The following is an 8,499-nucleotide window of genomic DNA, read 5'->3' as shown; positions in this document are numbered from 1 at the left end:
ATAGGGCAGCGGGGTGACGAGCCAGCCGATGCCGATCACCAGCCAGCTCAGCCAGTGGCGGGGGCGCTTGAGGGCGTCGCCGTGGGTGTTGGCCGGGTCAGCCACGGTCGGCCCGCCGGCACGGCCGGGATGCGGTCATAGGCGAAAACGACAGGAAAAACACGGCCGGCTGCGCTACACAGCATCCGGCAGGCTTTGTATGATGCGCGAATTGTCCGGCCGGCGAAAGCGCGCATGCTGACCATTCCCCCGTTCGATCAGGCCCGCGTGCTCGTGGTGGGCGACGTGATGCTGGATCGCTACTGGTACGGGGACACCGGCCGTATTTCGCCGGAAGCGCCGGTGCCGGTGGTGCGCATCGGCGACGAGGAGCGTCGTCTGGGTGGCGCGGCCAACGTGGCGCTCAACCTGGCGCGCGTCGGCGCGGTCACGCGGCTCATCGGCGTGATCGGCGACGACGAACCGGGAGCCGCGGTGCGCGGTCTGCTCGCGGGCGCCGGCGTCGAGCCGCTGCTGCTCGAAAGCGGCTCGCATCCCACGGTCTCCAAGCTGCGCGTGATGAGCCGAAGTCAGCAGCTGATCCGGCTGGACTTCGAGAAATCCTTCGCGCTCGACGGCGCGTTCGAGCGCGACGCGCTCATGCAGCGCTACGAGCAGGCCCTGGCGGGCACCGATGTGGTCGTGTGCTCGGACTATGGCAAGGGCACGCTCGCCGATGTGCAGGCGTTGATCGCCGCGGCCCGGCGCCGGGGCATCCCCGTGCTGGTCGATCCCAAGGGACGGGATTGGCAGCGCTATGCCGGCGCCAGCCTGATCACGCCGAATCTGACCGAATTCGAGGCGGTCGCGGGCGCGGCCGGCGACGACGACGCCCTGGTCGAACGCGCCGAGCGCCTGCGCGTCGATCTCGCCGTCGACGGGCTGCTGGTCACGCGCAGCGAAAAGGGCATGAGCCTGTTCTCGGCCGCGGGGCATCTGCATCTGCCCGCCCAGGCCCGGGAAGTGTTCGACGTCACCGGTGCCGGCGATACCGTGATCGCGCTTCTGGCCGCGGGCATCGGCGCCGGCCTCGAGGTGGGCGACGCCGCGGCCATCGCGAATCTGGGCGCCGGCATCGTCGTGGCCAAGCTGGGCACCGCCACCGCGTCGATCGCCGAGCTCGAGCGCGCCGCCCACGCCATGCAGGGCGGTGCCGTCGGTCTCGTGGACGAGGACAGCCTGGTCGCGCTGCTCGCGGACGCCCGCGCCCACGGCCAGCGCGTGGTGATGACCAACGGCTGCTTCGATTTGCTGCATCCGGGCCATATCGCCTATCTCGAGGCGGCGCGGGCGCTCGGCGACTGTCTGGTGGTGGCGGTCAACGACGACGCCTCGGTGCGCCGCCTGAAGGGCCCGGCCCGGCCGCTCAACGATCTGAGCCACCGGATGCAGGTGCTGCGGGGGCTGGCGGCGGTGGACTGGGTCGTGCCGTTCTCCGAGGACACGCCCGAGCGCCTCATCTGTCGTCTCGAGCCGGACGTTCTGGTCAAGGGCGGGGACTATCGGCCCGACGAGGTCGCCGGCGGCGAATGCGTGCGGGCGGCCGGCGGCGAGGTCCGAATACTGGATTTCGTCGAGGGCTACTCCACCACCGCCATCATCGAGCGCATGAACGCGAGCGGCCCGGCCGACGCGGACTGACGTGCTCGCCCGCGCGGTCTATCGGCTGGCGACGGCGATCGCGCTGCCGCTGGCATTCGTCTATTTCCACTGGCGCGGTCGGCGGGAGCCTAGTTATCGCGCGCACTGGGGCGAGCGGCTCGGCCGGGGCGCGCCGCTCGCCGGCGGGCCGATCTGGGTGCACGCCGCCTCCGTGGGCGAGGTCGTGCTCATCGCGCCGCTGGTCGACGCCCTGCGCGCGCAGTGGCCGGATCGGGCGGTGTTGCTCACGACCGTGACCCCCACCGGCCGCGAACGCGCGCGGGCGCGCTTCGGCGATACGGTGCGCGTGCGCTACCTGCCGCTGGATACGGTCGGGGCGACCCGGCGTTTCATGCGCGGCGTACGCCCCGCGTTCGGCGTCGTCGCCGAAACCGAGCTCTGGCCGCATCTGATCGCCGCCGCCGAGCGCGCCGATGTGCCGATGGTGATCGTCAACGCGAGCGTGTCGACGCGCTCCGCGACGCGCTATCGGTCGCCGCCGATCGCCGGACTCGTCGGCGCCACGCTGCGTCGGCTGGCCGGCATCGGCGCGATCAGCGAAGCCCACGCCCAGCGTTTCCGTGCGCTTGGCGCCCGCAGGGAGGCGGTGACCGTCACCGGTAACCTCAAGTTCGATGTGCCCGATCTGTCGACGCGCTTGGCCGAGGGGCCGGCGCTTCGCCGCCGCTGGCAGGCCGAAGGGCGCCCGATTCTGGTCGCCGCGAGTACCCACGAGGGCGAGGAGGCGATCGTGCTCGAGGCGTTCGAGCGCCTGCGTCGGCGGCACCCGCAGGCATTGCTGGTACTCGCGCCGCGCCACCCCCAGCGCTTCGACGGGGTCGCCGAACTGCTGACGGCGCGCTCGTGGCGCTATGTGCGTCGCAGCGGTGGCGCCGCGGTGGCCGCGGACACGGACGTCGTGCTCGCGGACACGCTCGGCGAGGTGCCGGATTTCTACGCCGCGGCCGACGCCGCCTTCGTCGGCGGCAGTCTGGTGGCCGGCATCGGCGGCCATAACGTGCTCGAGCCGGCCGCGCTCGGCCGTCCGATCTGTGTGGGGCCGCATATCGAGGACTGGCGCGATATCGTCGACGCGCTGGCCGAGACCGGCGCGCTGCAGGTCGTGTCCGGCTCTGAGGCGCTGGCCGCGGTGCTCGCCGACTGGTTCGATGCCCCCGATGCGGGCCGCGATGCCGGTGCCGCCGGCGCGCGGCTCGTCGCGGCGCAGGGCGGGGCACTGGCCGATACGGTCGCATTCATTCGGCAGCGCGTGGGCCGAGACGACGATATCTGACCGCGCCGGCCACCGCCGCCGGTATTCGAACGATGCAACCGCGACGCGCCTCGCCGAACCGGGCCGTGACGCGTCGACGGGCAGGCGATGTCTCGAGGTGCGCCCGCTCGGCCGGGCGGGGTGGTACGTCTTGATGCGCGCGCATGGGATCGGCGCATGTGCCATGAAACCATCGTCGATGACGCCCGTTCGGCCGGGGTCGCGTCGGTTCCGGCCCGCCTCGGACGTGCCGACTCGATCGATTCCGAACCGGGATGGAAGCCCGTGGCAATGCGAATGCACGCCATCGCGGTCCGCTTCGCGGTCGACGCCGGACCCCGGGCTCGGGTCAGGGCGGCGGTGCGCGGCGATCGTCGGCACCTTCACACCCGTGACCAACTGTGTAACTGTTCAAAAGACATTATTCAGTCGCTCAAGGGGGAATCATGGCAATCGGCATCTGGATCAGTCTGATCTGCTATTTCGCGCTGATGCTCGGCATCGGCTTCTATGCCTGGCGCAAGTCCACGTCGTCGTCCGAGGAATACATACTCGGGGGACGGAATCTGAGCCCGGCCGTGGCGGCGCTGTCCGCGGGCGCCTCGGACATGAGCGGCTGGCTGCTGCTGGGTCTGCCCGGCGCGCTCTACGCCTCGGGCCTGGTCGAGGCCTGGATCGGCATCGGGCTGTTCGTCGGCGCGTTCGCCAATTGGATCATCGTGGCGCCGCGCCTGCGGGAACAGACCCAGCGCTACGACAACAGCCTGACGATCCCGCAGTTCCTCTCCAACCGCTTTCCCAGCCGCGCGATGGCGCTGCGGACGGTGTCGGCGGTCATCATCGTCGTCTTCTTCGCGGTCTACACCGCTTCGGGGCTGGTCGCCGGGGGCAAGCTGTTCACGAGCGCCTTCGGGGGCGTCATCGATACCGACATGATGAGCGACTACGCCGTCGGTATCTGGCTGACGCTGGGCATCGTGCTCACCTACACGGTCGTCGGCGGCTTCCTGGCGGTGAGCCTGACCGACTTCTGTCAGGGCTGCATCATGATGGTGGCGCTGGTCCTGATGCCCGTGGTGGTCCTTTTCGGCAGCGGGGGCGGCGGTTTTGACCAGGCCTCCGAGACGCTGGCCGGCGTCGATCCGAATTTCCTGTCCTGGACGGACGGTCTGTCGATCATCGGCTTTCTTTCCGCGGTGACCTGGGGGCTGGGTTATTTCGGTCAGCCGCACATCATCGTCCGCTTCATGGCGATCCGCTCCATTTCGGAGGTGCCCAAGGCGCGCAACATCGGCATGACGTGGATGGCGGTGTCGCTGATCGGCGCGGTCGCCCTCGGCGTGTTCGGCCGGGCCTACGTCGAGCGCAACGGCGTCGAGGTCGAGGACGCCGAGACCATCTTCATCGTGCTCGCGGACCTGTTGTTCCATCCGTTGATCACGGGCTTTCTCTACGCCGCACTGCTCGCGGCCGTGATGAGCACGATCTCCAGCCAGCTGCTGGTGGCCTCATCCTCGTTGACGGAGGATTTCTATCGGCTGTTTCTGCGCCGGAACGCCAGTGAGGGTGAAACGGTGCTCATCGGTCGCCTGAGCGTGCTGCTCGTCGGCCTGGCGGCCGTGTTCATTGCCAGCAATCCCGATTCCCAGGTCCTCGGGTTGGTCAGCAACGCCTGGGCCGGCTTCGGTGCGGCGTTCGGACCGCTGATCATCCTGTCGCTGACCTGGCCGCGCATGTCGGGTAGCGGCGCGGTGGCCGGGCTGGTCGCCGGCGCGCTGACCGTCATCGTCTGGATACAGCTCGGCTGGAACAGCGAATTCTTCGGCTGGGACGGCATCTACGAGATAATTCCGGGCTTCATCGTCGCCTGGATCGCGATCTATGTCGTCAGCCTGGCGACCGAGTCGAGCGGCGAATTCCGGCCGCTCGAGGCGGACCGCGCCTAGTGCGAGACGCCTAGAAGGCCATCCGTCACGGCGCGAAAGGCCGTGGCGGATGGCGCCTCGCGCACGACTCGACGCCGCCCCACCAGCGAAGCGCGTACGCGCGGTGCTTTCGGGCAACGGGGATAGGGTCCGCCCGACTCACGCCGGGCTTCGTGCTGGTCCGGGGTGGCGTTACATCCGCTCGGGCGCACGAAGTCACGGCCCCGAATCATTCATCCGAGGCCGTGATGCGTGCCGGTTACACGCCGGGCACGCTCAACGGGCGTAACGCTGGGGCTCTGGCGTGACCAGCGTATTGTCGGCCGGCTCATCCTCCTCCAGCGACATCAGCGACGCGTTGCCGCCGGCGGCCGTCGTATCCCGGCTGACGGCGCGCTCGGTGGCGAAGCGGTGGAGATAGTGCGGGCCGCCGGCCTTGGGGCCGGTCCCGGACAGGCCCTCGCCGCCGAACGGGTGCACGCCGACCACGGCGCCGATCATGTTGCGGTTGACGTAGGCGTTACCGACCTTGATCCGCCGCAGCACCCGCTCGACCGTGGTGTCGATGCGGCTGTGGATGCCGAAGGTCAGGCCGTAGCCGAGGCCGTTGATGGCGTCGACGACCTCGTCGATCTCGTCGGCCTCGAAGCGCACGACGTGCACGATGGGGCCGAACTGCTCGTCGCCGAGTTCGTCCACGTTCTTCAGCCCGAAGGCGCGCGGGGCGACGAAGGTGCCGCGGCGCGTGTCCTCGCCGAGCCGGCAGGTGTAGATCGATTCGTAGGTCTTGCCGGCCTTGTCGGCATAGTCGGTCAGCGCGTCGCGCGCCTCGGCGTCGATCACCGGGGTCACGTCGGTCGACAGCCGCCACGGATCGCCGACCGATAGTTCGGCCATGGCGCCCGAGAGCATCGTGAGCAGCGTGTCGGCGATGTCGTTCTGCACATACAGCACCCGCAGCGCCGAACAGCGCTGGCCCGCGCTCTGAAAGCCGGACTTGATGACGTCGGCGACCACCTGTTCGATCAGTGCCGAGGAATCCACGATCATGGCGTTCTGGCCGCCGGTCTCGGCGATCAGCGGGATCAGCGGGCCGTCGCGCTCGGCCAGTGACTTGTTGATGGCCTTGGCCGTGGCCAGCGAGCCGGTGAAGGCCACCCCGGCCACGCGGAGATCGGTGACCAGCTTGGCGCCGACGCTCGGGCCGTCGCCCGGCAGCAGATGCAGGACATCGCCGGGGATGCCGGCTTCGTGCATGAGGGCGACCGCGCGGGCGCCGATCAGGCAGGTCTGCTCCGCCGGCTTGGCGATCACGGCGTTGCCGGCGGCCAGGGCGGCCGCGACCTGGCCGGTGAAGATCGCCAGCGGAAAGTTCCAGGGGCTGATGCAGACGAACACGCCGCGGCCGTCCAGGCGGTAGGTGTTGCGTTCGCCGGTCGGCCCCGGCAGCGGCATTTCGCCGGAGAACTCGTCCTCGACCTGACAGGCGTAGTAGCGACAGAAATCGACCGCCTCGCGCACTTCCGCCACGCCGTCCGGAATATGCTTGCCGGCCTCGCGCGCGCACAGCGCGATCAACTCGGGCATATGGGTTTCCAGCAGGTCGGCGTAGCGACGCAGACAGGCCGCGCGCTCGGTTCCCGGGGTCGCATCCCAGCGGTCGGCGGCGGCCGCGGCCGAAGCGAGCGCGGCCTCGATATCGTCGCCTCCGGCCCAGACCACGTCGCCCACGACGTGTTCGGTGTCGGCCGGCGAGTGGACGGGCTGGGCGCGATCGTCGGATCCGGTCTTGTCGCCGTCGGACGGGCCGCGCAGACGGCCGCCGATGACCGGGCCGGCATGCCAGACGCGGGCGTCGGCTTCGCGCATGCCCCGGGCCAGCGCGTCCAGCGCACGGACGTCGGTGAGGTCGATGCCGCGCGCATTTGGCCGGCGCTCGCCGTAGAGATCGCGGGGCAGGGGTATGCGCGGGTGGCGGGCCTCGGTCTGCTGGCGGGCGGCGGTCACCGGATCGGCGACGATGTCCTCGACCGGTTCGTTCTCGTCGACCACGCGGTTGACGAAGGAGCTGTTGGCGCCGTTCTCCAGCAGCCGCCGGACGAGATAGGCCAGCAGATCCTCGTGCGCGCCCACCGGGGCGTAGATGCGACAGGGCGCACGTCGGTCGCCCTTCTCCACGATCTGCTCGTAGAGGGCTTCGCCCATGCCGTGCAGGCGCTGGAATTCGTAGTCGGTACGCTCGCCCACGGCATGACGGATGTAGGCCAGGGTATGGGCGTTGTGGGTCGCAAACTGGCCGTAGAAGACATCGTCGTGCGCCAGGATGCGGTTCGCGCAGGCCAGGAACGACACGTCGGTGTTGGTCTTGCGGGTGAACACCGGATAGTCGTCGAGCCCGGCCTCCTGCGCGGTCTTGATCTCGGTGTCCCAGTAGGCGCCCTTGACCAGCCGGATCATGATGCGGCGCTGATGACGGCGGCCGAGGTCCGCGAGCCAGTCGATGACGTCGAGGGCGCGCTTCTGGTAGGCCTGCAGCGCGAGCCCGAGGCCCTGCCAGTCGGCCAGATCGTCCTCCTGCGACACGCAGGCGAACAGTTCCAGCGACAGGTCGAGGCGGGCGGCCTCCTCGGCGTCGATGGTCAGATTGATGTTCTTCTCGGCGGCCAGGCGCGCGAGTTTGAGCAGCCGCGGCAGCAGCTCCCGGTGCACGCGCTCGCGATGGGCGAGTTCGTAACGCGCGAGCAGCGCCGAGAGCTTGACCGATACGCCCGGCGATTTCTCCGGGCCGAGCTCGCGGCTGGCGCCGCCGCAGGCCTCGATGGCGCGATGATAGTCGTCGTAGTAGCGCTGCGCGTCGGCGTCGGTGCGCGCGGCCTCGCCGAGCATGTCGTACGAGTAGGTATAGCCGCGCCTTTCGAGGGAACGGGCGTTGGAGATCGCCTCGTCGATCGTGCGGCCCATCACGAACTGCTTGCCCATGATGCGCATCGCCCGGCTGACGGCCTGGCGGATGAAGGGCTCGCCGCTGCGCTTGACCAGGCGCTGCAGCACGCTGCGGAAATTGCGCTGCGGTGAATCCTCGTAGCGCAGGATGCGCCCGGTGAGCATCAGCCCCCAGGTGGAGGCGTTGACGAACCACGAGCGCGATTCGCCCAGATGCGACTCCCAGTTGGAGCCGCCGATCTTGTCGTCGATGAGCTTGTCGACCGTGGCGTCATCGGGGATGCGCAGCAGCGCCTCCGCGAGGCACATCAGGACCACACCCTCCTGGCTCGACAACTCGTATTCGTGCATGAAGGCGTCGATGCCGCTGCCGTGCTCGTCGGCCTCCCGGACGGCGCGCACGAGCGCGGCGGCATCGGCCTCGATGCGCTGCGTGGTCTGCCGGTCGCGTTCGGCGATGTCGAGCAGGCGCGTGAGTTGATCGGCCTCGTTGCAGCGATAGGTCTCGAGTACGCCGCGATAGGCGTCTTCGTCGACCTGACTCGGTCGGGAGTAGTCCATGGTTGGGCCGTGTTGGAGGGTTGGCATTTACGCTAGCGCGGCGTATGTCGGCCTGTCGACCTCTGATTGACCGCGACCGTCAGGTGCAGCCTCTGCGATAGACTCGCCGCATCGTCA

General features: G+C 69.3%; 4 protein-coding genes. 3 read left to right on the top strand and 1 reads right to left on the bottom strand.

The features are described from left to right. Positions 1-234 precede the first annotated feature (234 nt). The 3 genes from hldE to putP all read left to right on the top strand — a co-directional run bounded on the left by hldE (position 235) and on the right by putP (position 4,899). The gene (hldE, locus tag SAHL_RS10230) at positions 235-1,680 is read left to right on the top strand and encodes a bifunctional D-glycero-beta-D-manno-heptose-7-phosphate kinase/D-glycero-beta-D-manno-heptose 1-phosphate adenylyltransferase HldE (RefSeq protein WP_123591316.1); all 1,446 of its coding nucleotides are present in this window, start codon (positions 235-237) and stop codon (positions 1,678-1,680) included. A gap of 1 nt (position 1,681) precedes the next feature. Next, positions 1,682-2,974 carry a lipid IV(A) 3-deoxy-D-manno-octulosonic acid transferase gene (gene waaA, locus SAHL_RS10225; protein WP_123591315.1) on the top strand — a complete coding sequence of 431 codons (1,293 nt, stop codon included), beginning with the start codon at positions 1,682-1,684 and terminating at the stop codon, positions 2,972-2,974. A gap of 425 nt (positions 2,975-3,399) precedes the next feature. Further along, the gene (putP, locus tag SAHL_RS10220; RefSeq protein ID WP_123591314.1) at positions 3,400-4,899 is read left to right on the top strand and encodes a sodium/proline symporter PutP; all 1,500 of its coding nucleotides are present in this window, start codon (positions 3,400-3,402) and stop codon (positions 4,897-4,899) included. A 255-nt stretch (positions 4,900-5,154) separates the two neighbouring features. Here the strand turns inward: putP and putA are convergent, their stop codons facing one another. Beyond that, positions 5,155-8,382: a bifunctional proline dehydrogenase/L-glutamate gamma-semialdehyde dehydrogenase PutA gene (gene putA / locus SAHL_RS10215; RefSeq protein WP_123591313.1), complete on the bottom strand. Its 3,228-nt coding sequence runs from the start codon at positions 8,380-8,382 to the stop codon at positions 5,155-5,157. Positions 8,383-8,499 lie beyond the last annotated feature (117 nt).

It is taken from the genome of Salinisphaera orenii subsp. halophila YIM 95161 (assembly GCF_003732545.1).
Classification (GTDB): Bacteria; Pseudomonadota; Gammaproteobacteria; order Nevskiales; family Salinisphaeraceae; genus Salinisphaera; species Salinisphaera orenii_A.
This window is presented reverse-complemented; position numbering and strand designations above follow the sequence as displayed.